Origin of the sequence: Streptomyces bugieae (genome assembly GCF_036352915.1) — a bacterium.
GTDB lineage: Bacteria > Actinomycetota > Actinomycetes > Streptomycetales > Streptomycetaceae > Streptomyces > Streptomyces endophytica.
The window spans coordinates 925,517-941,727 of sequence record NZ_JAZBJP010000001.1 but is presented as its reverse complement, the minus strand read 5'-3'; the positions used below and the strand labels follow the sequence as shown (position 1 = coordinate 941,727).

Below are 16,211 nucleotides of genomic sequence, written 5' to 3'. Positions count from 1 at the left end.
CGGTGCCGTCCGGCGGGCGACGCCTCACGGGCGCGGTCCGAGGACCTTCCCGGCGGCCCGTACGGTGATCGCCATGGCGGGGCAGACGTCGGCCGCGTCCAGGGCGCGTTCGTCCTCCTCGATCCGGTCGTGCGGCGGCCGGGCGTGCGCGCCGTCGAGGACGAAGAGGTCCGGTGCGATGGCGGCGCACGAGCCCGACGCCATGCACAGCTGCGGATCGATCTCGATCTCCCACGTCATCGGGGCACTCACCACCCCACCGGCAGGACCCGGGGGCCGCGCACCAGCATCTGGGTCTTCCACTCTATGTCGCCGGCCACCTGGAGCTTCGGGAAGCGGGTGATCAGGGCGCCGATCGCTTCCTGGAGTTCCAGCCGGGCCAGCGGGGCACCCAGGCAGTGGTGGACGCCGTGACCGAAGCCGAGGTGCTGGTTGCCGGTCCGGGTGATGTTCAGCGTGCCCGGCGCGTCGAAGCGCAGCGCGTCGCGGTTGGCGGCGCCGACCGCGACCAGGACGGGCGTGCCGGCCCGCACCAGCGTGCCGCCGACATCGATGTCCTCCGTGGCGTAGCGGGCCTGGCCGGCGCCGCTGCCGAGCGGGACGAACCGGAGTAATTCCTCGACGGCGCCGCCGATCAGCTCGGGCCGCTCGCGCAGCAGGGACAGTTGGTCCGGGTGGTCCAGCAGTGCCAGCACGAAGTTGGGGATCTGGGTGGCGGTGGTCTCGTGCCCGGCGACCAGGATCCCGACGCACAGGTCGACGAGCTCCAGCTCCGAGAGCCGGTCGCCGGTGTCCCGGGCGTCGATCAGCGCGGTCATCAGATCGTCCCGCGGGGCGCGCCGGTGCTCCTCGATCAACTGCCCCATGTAGGCGCGGAGTTCGTCCCGGTTGGCATCGAACTCCTCGGCCGTCAGCGAGCTGGTCGACAGCGCGGCATCGCTCCACGCCCGGAACTTCGGACGGTCCTGTTCCGGTACGCCGAGCAGCCGACAGATCACCGCGACGGGGATGGGCAGCGCATAGCGGTCCACGAGGTCGGCCGGCGGCCCGGCGGCCTCCAGCTCGTCGAGCAGCTCGTGGGTCAACTGCCGTACCTGCGGCCGGAGTTTCTCGACCTGACGGACCGTGAAGGCCTTCGCGACCAGGGTGCGCAGCCGGGTGTGGTCCGGCGGGTCCATGCCCAGGATGCCGCTGTCCCGGCGGCCCTCGGACTGCCGGGGCTCGTCGTGGTTGGCGCTCTCCGCACGGCTGAAGCGCTGGTCGCCGAGGACGAACCGGGCCTCCGCGTAACGGGTGACGAGCCAGGCCGGCTCGCCGTAGGTCAGCTGTACCTTCAGCAGTCCCGGGCTGTTGCGGACCTGCTCGTACGCGTCCGAGAGGTCGAGGCTCTCGGCGACATTGAAGGGGTAGGAGAGGGGTGCTGTGTCGGCTGTGGTCAAGGTGACCTCCCTTGTGTAAGCACCTGCTTACATAACGGTATGCCGCTCCCCGGGGGCGGTCAACGACGCATCGGCGCCGTCATCGTGACGGGCCGACGGAGAGGAGCGTGACGCGACGATGGGGGAGACCTCCCAGCACGGCATGGACGGCACCTGCCGCAGGGACGCCCAGGGCACCCGGCGGCGGCTGCTGGACGCCGCGGCGGAGCTGTTCGCGGAGCGGGGGTACGAGCGGGCGACGGTACGGGACATCGCGGCCCGCGCGGGCGCCAACCAGGCTCTGCTGTTCCGTTACTTCGGCACCAAGAAGGCGCTGTTCGGCGAGGTGATGGCGCGCGGCGGACAGGAACAGCTGCGGACCACCCCCGCCGACCGGCTGTTCGAGGTCGCGCTGCGCGGCATGCTCGCCGGCGGCGGCCCGGGCGCCGACCGCTCCCTTGAGGTGTGCCTGCGCTCCATCGGCGGCAGCGACGAGATCGCGGACGCGCTGCGCGGACTGGGGGAGGAGTACGCCGAGGTGCTCGCCACCCTCTCGGCGTCCGACGACGGCGGACTGCGCGGTGACCTGGCGCTGTCCTGGCTGCTGGGCATCGGTCTGATGCGGGTGGTGGTCGGCAAGGAGCCGCTGGCGAGCGCCGACCCCGACACGGTCTGCAGGCTCGCCGTCGGAGCGCTGCGGCACCTGCTGGAGGACCTCCCGGCGGACGGCGTGACGGACTGACAGGGGAGGGCGCGCGGGAGAAGGTGCGAGGCGGCCCTCCGGTGCGCGCCCGGAATTCGCGTGGAGGCTTTCGTGCGGTTTGCCCAATTTCATACTGCGTTCCGGTGATTCCTCGGCGCGTCACAGGTCAAGGGGTAAAACCCTCCTTATCGTCGCATATGCGGAGAATATTCATTTTCTGCAGAGTCGAGTGAAGGTGGAAACATGCTCCGTTCGATCCCTCGCGGCCTCGCAGTGGCCGGCCTGACCGCGGCTGCCCTCGTGGTGCCGACGGCCGGCGCCGCCACCGCCGCGACCGCACCCCCCAGCAGCGCCCAGAGCCCCCTGTGCTCCTCGCAGCGCTGCGACGAGGGCCACCACGGCAACCGGCATCACAACCGACACCACGGCGGTCACAAGGCCGGTCACAAGGCCGGCCACAAGGGCGGCCACAAGGGCAAGGGCCGCTTCGGGCACGGCGGCCACGACGGCTACGACGGCTTCGGCCGCGACGGCCGCCGCGACGGCTACGGCTACGGCCGCAACGACGGGTACGACGGATTCGACCGGGGCTACGGCCGCGACGGTTACGGCCGCGACGGTTACGGCCGCGACGGCTACGGCCGCGACGGCTACGGCCGCGGCGGCCTGCTGGGCCTCGGCCTGCTCGGGCTCCTCTGATCCCCGTCAGGCAGTCACGCGCAGGAGGCCCGGGAAAACACCTCCCGGGCCTCCTGCATGCTCAACCGGCGGCGGTCCGCGCCCCTTTCCCCGGAGTCTGCATGTCACCATCCGCCATCCGCAGCAGGAACCGCCGGCGCACCCTTGTGGCCACGGCCCTCCTGCTGTCCGCGGGCATCGTCCTCACCGGTCTCGTCCGGGAGACGCCACCGACGCCCACGGGCACGCCCACCGGCGCCGCCACCGGCGCGCCCGCCGACCGGGGCGGCCTCGACCCGCGCACCGCCGCCGTGCTGCGCAAACCCGCCTACCGGCACGCCCAGTGGGGCCTGTTCCAGCAGGACCCGCGCACCGGCAAGGTGATCCGGTCCCGCTACGCCGACCAGTTCTTCCTGCCCGGATCCACCGCGAAGCTCTTCAGCGTCAGCGGCGCCTGGCACACCCTGGGCAGCGGCCACCGCTTCGTCACCCCGGTGTACGCCGTCGGACGGCGTCGCAACGGCACCCTCAGGGGCGACCTCGACCTGGTCGCCCAGGGCGATCTGACCCTCGGCGGCCGGACCCGCAAGAACGGCACCGTCGCCTACACCACCGTCGACCACACCTACGCCAACGTCATCCCCGGCGCCACCCTCACCCCGCAGAACCCGCTGGCCGGCCTCGACCAACTCGCCCGCCAGGTAAGGGCGGCGGGCATCCGCCGGGTCGTCGGCGACGTGGTCGTCGACCCGCGGCTGTTCCGCCCCGACCCCGCACTCGACCCCGTGCCCACCCCGCTCATCGTCAACGACAACGTCATCGACCTGCTGACCACCCCCGGCAGCGGCCCGGGCGCCCCCGCCGGCCTGGAGGTGCGCCCCAAGGTCGCGCCCTACCGGGTCACCTCCGCCGTCCGCACCGTCGCGGCCGGCACACCCGCCGACATCACCGTCACGACCTCCCCCGACGGCACCCGCATCCGCCTCACCGGCACCATCGCCGCCGGCTCCGCCCCAGTCCTGCGCATCGCCCCCGTCAAGGACCCCAACGTCTTCGGCCGCACCGCCCTGATCGAGGCGCTGGCCCGGGCCGGCGTCCAGGTCACCGCACCGTCCGTCGGCCCCAACCCGGCCGCCCGGCTGCCCCGCTCCTACCGGGGCGCCACCACGGTGGCCCGCTACACCTCCCCGCCCTACGCCGAGTACGCCGAACTCATCCTCAAGGTCAGCCACAACCTCGGCGCGAACCTCGCGCTCTGCCTGATGGCCACCCACCAGGGGAGCACCGACTGCCAGGACGGGTTCCCCGTGCTCGCCAAGTTCCTCGACCGGGCCGGGGTCGACCGCCGGGCCGTCCAGCTCGCCGACGGCCGGGGCGGCGATCCGGCCGACCGCACCACGCCGCGCGCCCTCGCCCAGATCCTGGCGTACTGGCAGCGCACCCCCGAGGCACGGCGCTTCCGCGAGGCGCTGCCCGTCCTGGGTGTCGACGGCACCCTCGCGGACAGCTGCCGGCACTGCCCCGCCCGCGGCAAGGTCTTCGCCAAGACCGGGACCGTGGCCGGCGCCGACGACCTCAACCACCGCATCGCCGTGGGCGTCGAGACCGTCGCCGGCTACCTGGAGCGCGGCAAGGGCCGGTTCGACGTCTTCTTCGCCGGCGTCAACGGCGCGTCGGCACCGGACGTCAACGGCGTCCTGGCGATCGGCGACGACGTCGCCACCGTTGCCGCCCAGCTCCAGCAGCGCATCGGCTGACGGCCGGACCCACCGGGCCGGCCGCCCGGCCGCGCCCTCATCCGGCCTGGCTGCTGTCCTTCAGGCTGCCCCAGCCGTGCCAGCGCTCGACCTCGATCCAGGCACTGACCCGGCGCCGGTCCCGCTGCGGATACGGCTTGCCCAGATAGCGCTGCGCCAGCCGGTCGATGTCGGTCAGCCGCTCGTCGTCCCGGAGCTCGGCCACCCGCCCGATCAGGGTCAGATGGGTGTACCAGTTGCCCTCGTCGAGCACGGTCAGCGTCACCCGCGGATCGTGGCGCAGGTGCTGGAGCCGTTTGCGGCCCTCGTCCATGTTGACCAGCACCCGGCCGTCGTCCCAGAGGTACCAGGTCGCGGTGGACACCGGCTGGCCGTCGGACCGCAGGGTGGTGATCACCGAGGGGTTGGGCTTGGCCAGCATGGCGGTGGCGGATTCGGGAAGCGGTGGTCTCGACATCTGTGCCCTCATCGGTTCGTGGCGGATTCCTGATCATGCTTCTGCCCGGCCCGGGCCCGGACCCGACGGAGGGCCGTGGGGCCGCCTCGCGCGGCACCGCGGGGACACCCGGCGGTGCGGCCCTGCGGCCGGGCGGAATCCGGCGTCAACACGGCGGACCGCTTCCGCGGTCCGCGGGTGCGGCGCCGCGCCGGCCGCGGCTCAGGCGTCCTGGTGCGCGGGCCGGGCCGCCGGCACCTGCCGCCTCGACGGCAGTACGTCGGGCGCACGGTGCGGCCGCAGCGCGGTGAGCGCGGTCTCGGTCTCCTCCATCAGCGCCCGGTAGGAGACCAGCCGCTGCCACTCCGGATCGGCGACTCCGGGTACCGTGGCCGCGCGCTCCGTCCAGAGGCGCACCAGCGCCGCGTAGACCGGGGTCTGCCGGGTGATCTCCGCGGTGATCCAGCGTGGCGTGGACGCGGGACGGGGGAGGAACGTGTGACCGTGACCTGCGACGGTGCCGGAGGTAGGGGCGCTCATGGCCGTAGAAACGATTCTTCCGGCCTGGGGTCACTGCGTATTTTTGCGGCTGCCCGCACATGAGTCCCGGAGGCAGGGGGTTAACTCCCTCGAATATCACCTCATGCAGTGATCTATTGCCGGGAAGCGGTCCAATCCGGACGAAAAAACGTTGTCGCTGTCATGGAACCGAGGGAGTTGTGGGAGCGCCACGCGGTACTCGCACAGGCGTTTTGCAGCAGCGATGACGAGGTCCGCCGGACGCAGGGACTCCTCGACGAGGCCGAGGCCCGCCGGTCCCGGACCCTGGCCGCCTTCGCCGTGACCGTCGGCAGCGACGCGGTGGTGGCGGACCTGCTCGGCCTGGACGAGCGCGAAGTGCGGCTGGCCCGCCGCACGGTGGGCAAGGACGACGCCCGCGCGGTCGCCAAGAGCCTGCTCGCCGAACAGCCCCCCGCGCACGAACAGTCCCCGGCGCGGGAACAGACCACGGTACGCGAGCCGGCCCCCGCCCAGCCGCCCGCCGCGCCGGCCGCCGCCCGCCCCGCACCGGCACAGCCCGCCGCGGACCGGCCCACGGCGGACCGGCCCGCCCCGGCCGGGACCACGCCCGGCACCCCCGCCGCACCGTCCGGCGCCTCCCCGGTCACCCACGACCCGGTCTGGGCGCCGGCCCTCGACGCGGTCCTGATGACCAGCTGGCACACCGGGGTCGACCTCACCGCACTCGCCACCGAACTCGGCCTGGACGTACGCCTCTTGGTGGCCCGCGCCCAGCAGCTCTCCACGGAGACCCGCCCCGCCCCGGCCACGCCGCCCGACCGCACCGGCCGGCACCGAAGAATGGCCACCCTCCAGCCCTCCCCGTCGGCCGACACGGGCCCGACGGCCTGGCGTGAACGCGCCGACCGGCCCGCCTGGGAGCAGTACGAGCACGACACCTGGAAACAGCAGCCGTACCAGCAGTACCAGTCCTACGCGACGAGCCACCCCCAGCACCCGCAGCACCCCCAGTACGGCGCCTCGTCCCCGTCCACCGGCTATCACCAGTACCCCACCCACCAGAACCACCACGGCCACCAGGCCCACCAGCACCCTCACGACACCCAGACCACCCAGACCGTTCAGACCCTCCACCCCACCCAGAACGGCCAGCACGCCCACCACGGGCACGAGCACCACCCCGGCTACCAGGACCACCAGGAGTACCCGGGGTACGAGTCCCCGCCGCCCGCCGCCCCCACCTGGGACGCCAACGCCATCACCGCCGCCCAGCACGACTGGGACGGCATCCTCAGCCAGTGGGAGGCCACCACCCCCACCACCCCACCCCTGTCCGCACCCGGCCACGGAGCCCCCTGACCGGACCGCCCGTCCCACCCGCGGCTCCTCACCCCCACGGGTGAGCCGTCGTCTAGAGTGGACGGCGGGCCGTGACTGGCGCTTGGGTGGAGTACCACCGGGGAGCGGCCCGGCCGACAGGGCCACTGCCGCGCGCCTGGGCGATCGACGACGACGCTCAGGAGTACCCGATGTCCCCGACCGCCCGCCTCATGGACGGCACCGCGCTGGCCCGCCAGATCGTCGAGCAGGCCGCCGAGCGCGCCGCCGCCCTCACCGAGCGGACCGGCCAGGCCCCGTGCCTCGCGACCGTCCTGGTGGGGGAGGACCCCGCCTCGGAGACGTACGTCCGGATGAAGCGCAACCGCTGCGAGAAGGCCGGCATCCGCTCCCGGCACGTGGCCCTGCCCGCCGCCACCACGACCGGCGAACTGGTCGACACCCTCACCGCGCTCTCCCAGGACCCCGAGGTGCACGGCATCCTCCTCCAGCACCCGGTCGGGCCGCACATCGACGAGCGCGCCGCCTTCGAGGCCATCGCCCCGGAGAAGGACGTCGACGGCGTCACCTACCACTCCTTCGCCACCATGAGCTTCGGCGCCGAGGGCTTCGCCTCCTGCACCCCCGGCGGCATCCTCCGGCTGCTCGACCACTACGGCGTCGAGCCGGCCGGCAAGCACGCCGTCGTGGTCGGCCGCAGCGCGATCCTCGGCAAGCCGGTCGGGATGCTGCTGCTCGGCCGCAACGCCACCGTGACGTACTGCCACTCCCGCACCACCGACCTCGCCGCCCACACCCGCCAGGCCGACATCCTGATCGCCGCGGTCGGCCGGCCCCGCCTCCTCACCGCCGACCACATCAAGCCCGGCGCGGTCGTCATCGACGCGGGCTACAACCCCGGCAACATCGGCGACGTCGACTTCGACTCCGCCGCCACCCGCGCCTCCCTGATCACCCCGGTCCCCGGCGGCGTCGGCCCCATGACCATCGCCACCCTCCTCACCCAAACCGTCGACGCCGCCGCCCGCCAGTTGAAGGGGGCCTGACCCGGGAGGGCCCCGAGGGCGGCCCGTGCGCAAAGGGCCGAAAGCGTGCGGTCCCGGCACCCCCGCCGAACGTATGATCACGAGACGGCAGTTGATCATCGGGGAGGCGGGAACGGCATGACGGAACGGCGAGTGGTGGTCGTGACGGGCGGCGGCACCGGCATCGGCGCCGCCACGGCGCGGCTGTTGCGGGCGGCCGGGCACGACGTGGTGATCTCCGGCCGCCGCCCGGAACCGCTGCGCCGCCTCGCCGAGGAGACCGGCGCGCTGGCCCACCCCTCCGACACCGCCGACCCCGAGTCCGTACAGGACCTCGTCGACACCACGGTGTCCGCCTACGGCCGGATCGACGGACTGGTCGTCAACGCCGGTGTGGGACGCAGCGGTTCGGTGGGGGACATCTCGCTGGAGGACTGGCACACCGTCATGTCCACCAACCTCACCGGCGCCTTCCTCCTCCAACGCGCCGCCCTGCCACACCTGTTGGCCTCCCGTGGCGCGGTCGTCGCGGTCGCCTCCGTTTCCGCGCTGCGCAACGGCACCGCCAACGCCGCCTATGCGACGTCGAAAGCGGCGCTGCTCCAGCTCTGCCGCTCGCTCGCCGTCGACTACGGCCGGGACGGCCTGCGTGCCAACATCGTCTGCCCCAGCTGGGTCCGTACGGAGATGGCCGACCGCCGGATGGCCCGCTTCGCCGAGGAGGCCGGCCTGCCGGACGGGATCGACGCCGCGTACGAGGAGGCCACCCGGCTCCTCCCGGCCGGCCGCCCCGGCGAGCCGGAGGAGGTCGCCGAGGCGATCGTCTGGCTCCTCTCCCCGGCGGCGTCCTTCGTCAACGGCGCCGTCCTCACCGTCGACGGCGGCGCCACGGCCTTCGACACGGGCGGCGCCGCCTTCTCGTACCGCATCGACCCCCGCGACACCCCGGCCTCCTGACCCCGGGGGCCCGGGCGGAGGTCAGGTGGTGGCCGGCTGGGTGGCGCGGGCGAGGTCGCGGCGGTGCCGCATGAACGGGCGGGGGCGGTTGAGGGCGAGCACCGCGGTGGTCCGGCCCTCGCGTTCGTAACAGGCCAGGAAGCTGCGGTCGTCGGGGGAGCCTTCGAGGATCCGCGGGGTGTCGTCGGGCCCGCGGCGGCCGGCGAACTGGATGCGGACGCCGTACTGGTCGGACCAGAAGTAGGGGAGTGCCCGGTGGGTGGCGACCGTGCGGCCGGCGAGGAGGTTGCGGGCGGCGACCGTGGCCTGTTCGGTCGCGCTGGTCCAGTGCTCGGCCCGGACGCCGGCCACCCTGGCGACGTCGCCGACCGCGACGACGTTGGGCAGCGCGGTGACGCAGCCGGCGTCGCAGACCACGCCGTCGTCGAGGGGCAGCGCGGAGGAGGCGAGCCAGTCGGTGTGCGGCCGGACGCCGATGCCGACGACGACCACGTCGGCGGGCAGGTGGCGGCCGTCGGACAGCTCGACCGAGGTGACACGGGGGTCGGCGCCGGCGCCGTGCAGGGCGGCCACGCCGGTGCCGGTCAGCAGGGTGACGCCGTGGTCCGCGTGCAGCGCGGTGCAGATCCGGGCCATCTCGTCGCCGAGTTGCGGCAGGAGCGGGAGCGGGGCGGCCTCGACCACGGTGACGTCATGGCCGAGGGCGGCACAGGATGAGGCGACCTCGGCACCGATGAATCCGGCGCCGATGACGACGACGCGGACCGGGCCCCGGGTCAGGTCGGCACGCAGGGCGCGGGCGTCGTCCAGGGTGCGCAGGGTGTGGGTTCCGGCGGGTGCCGGGCCGGGGAGGCGGCGCGGGGTGGCGCCGGTGGCGAGGACCACGCCGTCGGCGGTCAGCGGCCGGCCGTGGTCCAGCAGTACCGCGCCGGCGGCGGTGTCCAGGCCGGTGGCCCGGGTGCCGAGCAGCCACTCGGCGTCGAGTTCGGCGGTCTCCTCGGCGTCGACCAGGGCGAGTTGGTCCTGGCCGGTGGTGCCGGTGAGGAAGTCCTTGGACAGCGGCGGCCGGTCGTAGGGGCGGTGGTGCTCGTCCCCGACGATGACCAGCCGGCCGTCGAACCCCTCGGCGCGCAGGGCCCGGGCGGCGTACAGACCCGCCAGCGAGGCCCCGATGACAGCGACCGACTTCATGCGGCGGTGCCCTCCTCGGCGACGTGGTGCACGTAGATCATGCCGTCCTCGACGGTCACCGGATGGGTCCGCACGGCCCGGCGGGCGGGCAGACAGGTGGGCGCACCGGTGCGGAGATCGAATGAAGCGGCGTGCAGCGGGCATTCGACCAGACACCCCTCCAGCCAGCCGTCCGCGAGCGAGGCGTCCTGGTGGGTGCAGGTGTCGTCGATGGCGTACAGCTGCCCGTCGGCGTTGAAGACGGCGATCGGAGGTGCGGTGTCGATGCGTACGGACTCGCCTGCGGGCAGGTCGGCAAGGTGGCAGACAGGAATCACGGGACCCCCCTGTTACTCTTCGGTATCATCGAGTTTCACGTTGCGCACGATGGAGCGCTATGCGCAACAGAATCCAGACCGGGGACGGGTGCGTCAAGCGCTCCCCGGAATTGCCGACCGTTCAATTTCGGACCCGCTACCAGGCGGCCAGGTGGTGAGAACCAACACATGACGGACATCGTGGAGGGGCGGACGGACGGCAGGCCGTCGAAGGGACCGGCGAGCGCCGTGCAGTCGGTGGACCGCGCGGTGACCGTGCTGGAGATCCTCGCCCGGCACGGCGAGGCCGGGGTGACCGAGGTCGCCGACGAACTGGGCGTGCACAAATCGACCGCGTTCCGGCTGCTCGGCGTGCTGGAGAGCCGCGGTCTGGTCGGCCAGGAGCAGGAGCGCGGCAAGTACTTCCTCGCGGCCGGCGTGCTGCGGCTGGCCGGCGCGGCCGCCGTCCGGCTGGACATCTCCCAGGAGGGCGCCGCGGTCTGCCGGCAACTGGCCGACGAGCTCGGGGAGACCGTCAACATCGCCGTGCTGGAGAGCGACGCCGCGGTGAACATCATGCAGGCCCGCGGCCCGGCCTCGGTCACCGCGCAGAACTGGCTCGGCCGGCGCACCCCGCTGCACGCCACCTCCAGCGGCAAGGCGCTGCTGGCGTACCAGCCGGCGCCGGTCCAGGACGCCGTCCTCGGCCGGAAACTGCCGCGGCTCACCGAGCGCACGGTCACCTCGGCCGAGGAACTGCGCCGCGAACTGGCGGAGGTCGTCGAGCGCGGCTTCGCGATGGCGGTCGAGGAACTGGAGCTGGGGCTGCGCGCGGTCGCGGCACCGGTGCGGGCGCACGACGGCTCGGTGATCGGGGCCATCAGCGTGTCCGTGCCCGCGTACCGGCTGGACGAGGACCGGCTGCCCGAGGTCGTCAAGGGCACCGTCTCCGCGGCCGAGGAGCTCTCCCGCCGTATGGGATACGCCTGTTGAGCCGCTGACGGGCGGGTGACGGCGGCGGGGCCGGGGCGCACAGCTCCGGCCCCGCCGCCGTGTCCGGACGCGTAACGAGCCTTTTACGAACAGCTGGCCCGTACCCCTTGACGGTGCCGAGACGGCGTTCCCACTATGTCTCTCATCGCGCAACCAGTCGTGCACTGCGCAACACTGAGGGGTAGGGCATGCCACACGAAGTCCATGCCGTCGTCGCGGCGAAACAAGGCGCACCCGTCGAGCTCCGGACGATCCTGGTGCCGGATCCCGGCCCGGGCGAGGCGCTCGTCGCCGTACAGGCCTGCGGAGTCTGCCACACCGATCTGCACTACCGGGACGGCGCGATCAACGACGAATTCCCCTTCCTGCTGGGCCACGAGGCCGCCGGAATCGTCGAAGCCGTCGGTCCCGGCGTCACCGATCTTGCCCCCGGCGACTACGTCGTACTCGCCTGGCGCGCCCCCTGCGGCAGCTGCCGGTCCTGCCGCCGCGGCCGCCCCTGGTACTGCTTCGACTCCCGCAAGGCCACCCAGCCCATGACCCTGACGGACGGGACACCGCTCAGTCCCGCGCTCGGCATCGGCGCCTTCGCCGAGAAGACCCTGGTCGCCGCCGGACAGGCGGTCAAGGTCGACCCCGCCGCCCGGCCCGAAGCGGCCGGACTCATCGGCTGCGGCGTGATGGCCGGCTACGGCGCCGCCGTCCACACCGGGCAGGTGGGCAGCGGCGACACCGTCGCCGTCATCGGCTGCGGCGGCGTCGGCAACGCCGCCGTCGCCGGCGCCTCGATCGCCGGGGCCCGCCGGGTCATCGCCGTCGACATCGACGAACGCAAACTCGACGGCGCCACCCGCTTCGGCGCCACCCACACCGTCAACTCCCGCCGCACCGACCCCGTCGAGGCGGTACGGGAACTCACCGGCGGACACGGCGCGGACGTCGTCATCGACGCCGTCGGCCGCCCCGAAACCTACCGACAGGCCTTCTACATGCGGGACCTGGCCGGAACCCTGGTCCAAGTCGGCGTCCCCGCACCGGACATGACCATCGAGCTGCCGCTCATCGACCTCTTCGGCCGCGGCGGCGCCCTGAAGTCCTCCTGGTACGGCGACTGCCTGCCCAGCCGCGACTTCCCCGTCCTCATCGACCGCCACCTCAGCGGACGCCTCGACCTCGACGCCTTCGTCACCGAGCGGATCACCCTCGACGAGGTCGAGTCCGCCTTCGAGAAGATGCACCGCGGCGAGGTCCTGCGATCGGTGGTGGTCCTGTGACCCCGGCACAGCCCACCACCGACGCCCGCGTCGTCATCATCGGCGCCGGCATCGTCGGCTGCTCCCTCGCCGACGAACTCACCGCCCGCGGCTGGACCGACGTCACCGTCCTCGACCAGGGCCCGCTGCCCGCCCCCGGCGGCTCCACCTCCCACGCCCCCGGCCTGGTCTTCCAGACCAGCCCCTCCAAGACCCTGACCGCCTTCGCCCGCTACACGGTGGAGAAGTTCTCCGCCCTCGAGGTGGACGGCCTGTCCTGCTTCAACCCGGTCGGCGGCCTGGAACTGGCGACCACCCCCGAACGCTGGGCCGACCTGCACCGCAAGGCCGGCTGGGCCGCCTCCTGGGGCGTCCGCGGAGAACTGGTCTCCCCGCAGCGCTGCAAGGAACTCTGGCCCCTTGTCGACGAATCGATGATCCTCGGCGGCTTCCACACGCCCGACGACGGCCTGGCCCGCGCCGTGCTCGCCGCCCGCGCCCAGATGGACCGCGCACAGGAGCGCGGCGCCCGCTTCCTCGACCGCCACACCGTCACCGGCATCGAGCAGGACGACGGCCGCGTCACCGGCGTGGTCACCGACCGCGGCACCTTCCCCGCCACCCACGTCGTGTCCGCGGCCGGCTTCTGGGGACCGGTGATCGGCCGCATGGCCGGCGTCGACGTCCCCCTCCTCCCCCTCGCCCACCAGTACGCGAAGACCAAGCCGCTACCGGAACTCGCCGGTGCCAACGACCCCCGCACCGAAGCCTCGAAGCCCATCCTCCGCTTCCAGGACCGCGACCTGTACTTCCGCGAGCACACCGACCGCATCGGCATCGGCAGCTACGCCCACCAACCACTGCCCGTCGACCCGTTCACCGTCCTCGCCTACGACCAGGCGCGCGCCCGCAACAGGGACATGCCGTCCTCGCTCCCGTTCACCGAAACGGACTGGGCCCCCAGCTGGGAGGACAGCCGCCGGCTGATGCCCGCCCTGCGCGACACCGACATCGACGAGGGCTTCAACGGCGTCTTCTCCTTCACCCCCGACGGCATGCCGGTACTCGGCGAGTCCGGCGCGCTCAGCGGCTTCTGGCTCGCGGAGGCGGTGTGGGTCACCCACTCCGCGGGCGTCGCCAAGGCGGTCGCCGAATGGATGGTCGACGGCCACGCCCGGACCGACCTGCACGAATGCGACCTGCACCGCTTCGAGGACGCCCAGCGTTCCCCCGCCTACGTCCACGACCGCGGCGCCCAGCAGTTCATCGAGGTCTACGACGTCATCCACCCCCTCCAGCCGATGCAGCAGCCGCGCCCGCTGCGCGTCAGCCCCTTCCACACCCGCCAGCAGGAACTCGGCGCGTACTTCCTGGAGGGCGGCGGCTGGGAACGCCCGCACTGGTACGAAGCCAACGCCCACCTCGTCACCGACACCCCGCGGCGCGACCCCTGGTCGGCCCGCCACTGGTCCCCCCTCGCCGCCGCCGAGGCGAAGGCCACCCGCGAGCGGGTCGCCCTGTACGACATGACCCCGCTGCGCCGCCTGGAGGTCACCGGCCCCGGCGCCCTCGCCTTCCTCCAGCGCATGACCACCAACAACCTCGCGAAGAAGCCGGGCGCGGTGACGTACACCCTGCTCCTCGACGAGAAGGGCGGCATCCGCTCCGACCTCACCGTCGCCCGGCTCGCCCCCGACCGCTTCCAGGTCGGCGCCAACTCGCCCGCCGACCTGGCATGGTTGCAGCGCCACGCGCCCTGTGACGTGCACCTCCGCGACATCACCGCCGGCACCTGCTGCATCGGCGTGTGGGGCCCGCTCGCCCGCGACCTGGTCCAGCCGCTGACCCGCGACGACTTCTCCCACGAGGCGTTCGGCTACTTCCGCGCCAAGGACACCTACCTCGGCCACGTCCCGGTCACCGCCATGCGCCTCAGCTACGTCGGAGAGCTCGGCTGGGAGCTCTACACCACCGCCGACCTGGGCCTCCGCCTCTGGGACACCCTGTGGGAGGCCGGGCAGCAGCACGGCGTGATCGCGGCCGGCCGGTCGGCGTTCAACAGCCTGCGCCTGGAGAAGGGCTACCGCTCCTGGGGCCACGACATGACCGAGGAGCACACCCCGTACGAGGCCGGACTCGGCTTCGCCGTCCGCATGGACCGCGGCGACTTCCTCGGCCGCCCCGCCCTCGAACAACTCCCGCCACCCACAAGGAAATTGACCGCACTGCTCCTCGACGACCCGGCCGCCGTCGTCCTCGGCAAGGAACCCGTCCTCGTCGACGGGGCACCCGCCGGCTACGTCACCAGCGCCGCCTACGGCTACACCCTCGGCCGCTGCGTCGCCTACGCCTGGCTGCCGGCCCACCTCGCCACCGGCACCGGCGTGCACATCGAGTACTTCGGCGAGAAGGTCCCCGCCACCGTCGCCGACGAGCCGCTGTTCGACCCGAAGATGACCCGCATCCGTCGCTAGGAGACGCTCGTGTCACCGTCTTACGACGTCATCGTCCTCGGCCTCGGCGGCATGGGCAGCGCCGCCGCCCACCACCTGTCCGCACGCGGCGCCCGGGTCCTCGGCCTGGAGAAGTTCGGCCCGGTACACAGCCACGGCTCCAGCCACGGCGGTTCCCGGATCACCCGCCAGTCCTACTTCGAGGACCCCGCCTACGTCCCCCTGCTGCTGCGCGCCTACGAACTGTACGAGGAACTGGAGCAGGCGACCGGCCGGGAGATCGCCACCCTGTGCGGCGGCGTGATGGTCGGCCGCCCCGACTCCCGCACCGTCGCCGGCTCCCTGCTCTCCGCCGAGCGCTGGAACCTGCCCCACGACCTCCTCGACGCGGCCGAGATCCGCCGCCGCTTCCCCACCCTCAGCCCGAAGGACGACGAGGTCGCCCTCTACGAGGCGCGGGCCGGCCTGGTCCGGCCCGAGAACACCGTCGCCGCCCACCTCCAGCTGGCCACCCGCCGGGGCGCCGACCTGCACTACGAGGAACCGGTCACCCGCTGGGAGCCGTACCGCGACGGCGTCCGCGTCCACACCCCCGAAAACACCTACACCGCGAGCCAGTTGGTGATCTGCCCCGGCGCCTGGGCGCCCCGGCTGCTCGACGACCTCGGCGTCCCGTTCACCATCGAACGGCAGATCATGTACTGGTTCCAGCCGCACGGCGGCACCGCCCGCTTCGACCCCGCACACCACCCCATCTACATCTGGGAGGACGCCACCGGCTCCCAGGTCTACGGCTTCCCCGCCATCGACGGCCCCGACCTGGGCGCCAAGGTCGCCTTCTTCCGCAAGGGCACCGCCTGCACCCCGGAAACCATCGACCGGACCGTCCACGACCACGAAGTCGCCGCCATGGCGGACCGGATGTCCCGGCACATCCCCGCCCTGCCCGGCCGCTTCCTCAAGGCCGCCACCTGCATGTACTCCAACACCCCCGACGAGCACTTCGTCATCGCCCGGCACCCCGCCCACCCCGACAACGTGACCGTGGCCTGCGGGTTCTCCGGACACGGCTTCAAGTTCGTGCCGGTCGTCGGGGAGATCCTCGCCGACCTGGCGCTGACCGGCACCACCGCGCACCCCATCGAGCTGTTCGACCCGCGCCGGCTCGCCGCCGCGCCCGCCGTCTGAGGA

General features: G+C 72.9%; 16 protein-coding genes and 1 riboswitch. Of the genes, 10 read left to right on the top strand and 6 right to left on the bottom strand.

What is annotated here, in order from left to right:
* Nucleotides 1-24: 24 nt before the first annotated feature.
* Together V2J85_RS04395 and V2J85_RS04390 are read right to left on the bottom strand one after the other, a co-directional pair.
* Nucleotides 25-240, bottom strand: coding sequence for a ferredoxin (locus V2J85_RS04395; RefSeq protein ID WP_261952983.1), 216 nt, complete (start codon nt 238-240; stop codon nt 25-27).
* An 8-nt stretch (nt 241-248) separates the two neighbouring features.
* Nucleotides 249-1,439, bottom strand: coding sequence for a cytochrome P450 (locus tag V2J85_RS04390; protein WP_261952984.1), 1,191 nt, complete (start codon nt 1,437-1,439; stop codon nt 249-251).
* 118 nt (nt 1,440-1,557) lie between these two features.
* Between V2J85_RS04390 and V2J85_RS04385 the strand changes: the two genes are divergently transcribed.
* The 3 genes from V2J85_RS04385 (at nt 1,558) to dacB (ending at nt 4,556) form a co-directional block, all read left to right on the top strand.
* Nucleotides 1,558-2,160 (top strand): TetR/AcrR family transcriptional regulator, encoded by a 603-nt coding sequence (locus V2J85_RS04385; protein WP_330820675.1) that lies wholly within the window; start codon nt 1,558-1,560, stop codon nt 2,158-2,160.
* 204 nt (nt 2,161-2,364) lie between these two features.
* Nucleotides 2,365-2,820, top strand: coding sequence for a hypothetical protein (locus tag V2J85_RS04380; protein ID WP_330820674.1), 456 nt, complete (start codon nt 2,365-2,367; stop codon nt 2,818-2,820).
* 101 nt (nt 2,821-2,921) lie between these two features.
* Entirely contained in the window at nt 2,922-4,556 is a 1,635-nt protein-coding gene (gene dacB / locus V2J85_RS04375) for a D-alanyl-D-alanine carboxypeptidase/D-alanyl-D-alanine endopeptidase (RefSeq protein WP_330820673.1), read from the top strand.
* A 37-nt stretch (nt 4,557-4,593) separates the two neighbouring features.
* Here dacB and V2J85_RS04370 read toward each other — a convergent pair whose 3' ends face one another.
* Both V2J85_RS04370 and V2J85_RS04365 read right to left on the bottom strand, forming a co-directional pair.
* Nucleotides 4,594-5,013 carry a PPOX class F420-dependent oxidoreductase gene (locus V2J85_RS04370; protein WP_330820672.1) on the bottom strand — a complete coding sequence of 140 codons (420 nt, stop codon included), beginning with the start codon at nt 5,011-5,013 and terminating at the stop codon, nt 4,594-4,596.
* Between the two features lie 201 nt (nt 5,014-5,214).
* Nucleotides 5,215-5,532, bottom strand: coding sequence for a hypothetical protein (locus tag V2J85_RS04365; RefSeq protein WP_261952989.1), 318 nt, complete (start codon nt 5,530-5,532; stop codon nt 5,215-5,217).
* A gap of 162 nt (nt 5,533-5,694) precedes the next feature.
* On the opposite strand from V2J85_RS04365, the gene V2J85_RS04360 reads away from it, so the two are divergent.
* The 3 genes from V2J85_RS04360 to V2J85_RS04350 all read left to right on the top strand — a co-directional run bounded on the left by V2J85_RS04360 (nt 5,695) and on the right by V2J85_RS04350 (nt 8,834).
* Nucleotides 5,695-6,873, top strand: a complete 1,179-nt coding sequence (locus V2J85_RS04360; RefSeq protein WP_261952990.1) for a hypothetical protein — start codon at nt 5,695-5,697, stop codon at nt 6,871-6,873.
* Between the two features lie 61 nt (nt 6,874-6,934).
* Nucleotides 6,935-7,022, top strand: a riboswitch (ZMP/ZTP riboswitch).
* Nucleotides 7,023-7,043: 21 nt separating this feature from the next.
* On the top strand, nt 7,044-7,898 hold the full coding sequence (locus V2J85_RS04355; RefSeq protein WP_330820671.1) for a bifunctional 5,10-methylenetetrahydrofolate dehydrogenase/5,10-methenyltetrahydrofolate cyclohydrolase: 855 nt from the start codon (nt 7,044-7,046) through the stop codon (nt 7,896-7,898).
* 117 nt (nt 7,899-8,015) lie between these two features.
* The gene (locus V2J85_RS04350; protein ID WP_330820670.1) at nt 8,016-8,834 is read left to right on the top strand and encodes an SDR family NAD(P)-dependent oxidoreductase; all 819 of its coding nucleotides are present in this window, start codon (nt 8,016-8,018) and stop codon (nt 8,832-8,834) included.
* A 21-nt stretch (nt 8,835-8,855) separates the two neighbouring features.
* Here V2J85_RS04350 and V2J85_RS04345 read toward each other — a convergent pair whose 3' ends face one another.
* Complete coding sequence (locus V2J85_RS04345) at nt 8,856-10,025, bottom strand: NAD(P)/FAD-dependent oxidoreductase (protein WP_330820669.1); 1,170 nt, start codon at nt 10,023-10,025, stop codon at nt 8,856-8,858.
* Nucleotides 10,022-10,342 (bottom strand): bifunctional 3-phenylpropionate/cinnamic acid dioxygenase ferredoxin subunit, encoded by a 321-nt coding sequence (locus tag V2J85_RS04340; RefSeq protein ID WP_030411057.1) that lies wholly within the window; start codon nt 10,340-10,342, stop codon nt 10,022-10,024. Before V2J85_RS04340 ends, V2J85_RS04345 begins: the two co-directional genes overlap by 4 nt.
* A gap of 168 nt (nt 10,343-10,510) precedes the next feature.
* Between V2J85_RS04340 and V2J85_RS04335 the strand changes: the two genes are divergently transcribed.
* The 4 genes from V2J85_RS04335 (at nt 10,511) to solA (ending at nt 16,208) form a co-directional block, all read left to right on the top strand.
* Complete coding sequence (locus V2J85_RS04335; protein WP_261952994.1) at nt 10,511-11,314, top strand: IclR family transcriptional regulator; 804 nt, start codon at nt 10,511-10,513, stop codon at nt 11,312-11,314.
* Between the two features lie 188 nt (nt 11,315-11,502).
* Nucleotides 11,503-12,588, top strand: a complete 1,086-nt coding sequence (locus V2J85_RS04330) for an S-(hydroxymethyl)mycothiol dehydrogenase (protein ID WP_330820668.1) — start codon at nt 11,503-11,505, stop codon at nt 12,586-12,588.
* Entirely contained in the window at nt 12,585-15,041 is a 2,457-nt protein-coding gene (locus tag V2J85_RS04325) for a GcvT family protein (protein ID WP_330820667.1), read from the top strand. The genes V2J85_RS04330 and V2J85_RS04325 overlap by 4 nt, the downstream gene beginning before the upstream one ends.
* 9 nt (nt 15,042-15,050) lie before the next feature.
* The gene (gene solA / locus V2J85_RS04320; RefSeq protein WP_330820666.1) at nt 15,051-16,208 is read left to right on the top strand and encodes an N-methyl-L-tryptophan oxidase; all 1,158 of its coding nucleotides are present in this window, start codon (nt 15,051-15,053) and stop codon (nt 16,206-16,208) included.
* Nucleotides 16,209-16,211 lie beyond the last annotated feature (3 nt).